At 32.1% G+C, this 871-nt stretch carries 1 protein-coding gene and 1 rRNA gene; both read right to left on the reverse strand.

Annotated elements, in window-relative coordinates; all coding sequences use genetic code 11:
* Positions 1 to 251 (reverse strand): 16S ribosomal RNA (locus VN21_RS03415); the annotation flags it as partial.
* 271 nt (positions 252 to 522) lie between these two features.
* On the reverse strand, positions 523 to 822 hold the full coding sequence (locus VN21_RS03420; RefSeq protein WP_046822057.1) for a hypothetical protein: 300 nt from the start codon (positions 820 to 822) through the stop codon (positions 523 to 525).
* Positions 823 to 871 lie beyond the last annotated feature (49 nt).

An 871-nucleotide genomic window follows, 5' to 3' on the forward strand; every position in this document is an offset into this window, starting at 1 on the left:
CCATTACCTTACCAACTAGCTAATCAGACGCGGGTCCATCCTGTACCGCCGGAGCTTTGATACAAAAGCCATGCGACTTTCATATATTATCCCGTATTAGTATACCTTTCGGTATGTTATCCGTGTGTACAGGGCAGGTTACCCACGCGTTACTCACCCGTCCGCCGCTCTCTCCGAAGAGATCGCTCGACTTGCATGTGTTAGGCACGCCGCCAGCGTTCATCCTGAGCCAGGATCAAACTCTCAAATATAATTTAAAAAGTTGTCCATCGCTCAGCTAATCATTATCTGAATATCTGGCTTGGTTGTTTGTGTTTAATTCTTTAAAAAGAATTTATATAATTAACCTACTGTTTAATTTTCAAAGTTCATTTTCTCTTTTGTGTTTCGTCCGTTTCTTAAGGACAAGTAATACTATACCACCTTAGTTTGACATCGTCAACACTTTTTTAAAATTTAATTTTATTTTTTTATAAATATAAAAAAGCTTTGAGATTAATCACAAAGCTTCTTAACTATTCTTTAGTTTAAATCAGCTATTATTTCACTTATAACTTGTTTAGGATTTTCTAATGCTATACAAGGCTCTACTTCATAGTATTCAACATCTATGAATCTTTCGATTTCATTTACTTCTTCTATACCTTTATTTATTACAAATAAAACAGCACTTGCATCTTTTATATCTTTTTCAGATATTTCATTTATAATTGTATCTTCATTTTGTATTTCAAATTCAATGTTATAGTTAAATTCTTTCGCCGATTCCTGTAATTTATTTCCACAGTTTATGTCTTCACATATAACTACTATATTATTCATACTCATACCTCTCTTTTTTTAATTCTTGTTATATAGTTATATCATAAAA

It is taken from the genome of Paraclostridium benzoelyticum (assembly GCF_001006285.1).
Classification (GTDB): domain Bacteria; phylum Bacillota; class Clostridia; order Peptostreptococcales; family Peptostreptococcaceae; genus Paraclostridium; species Paraclostridium benzoelyticum.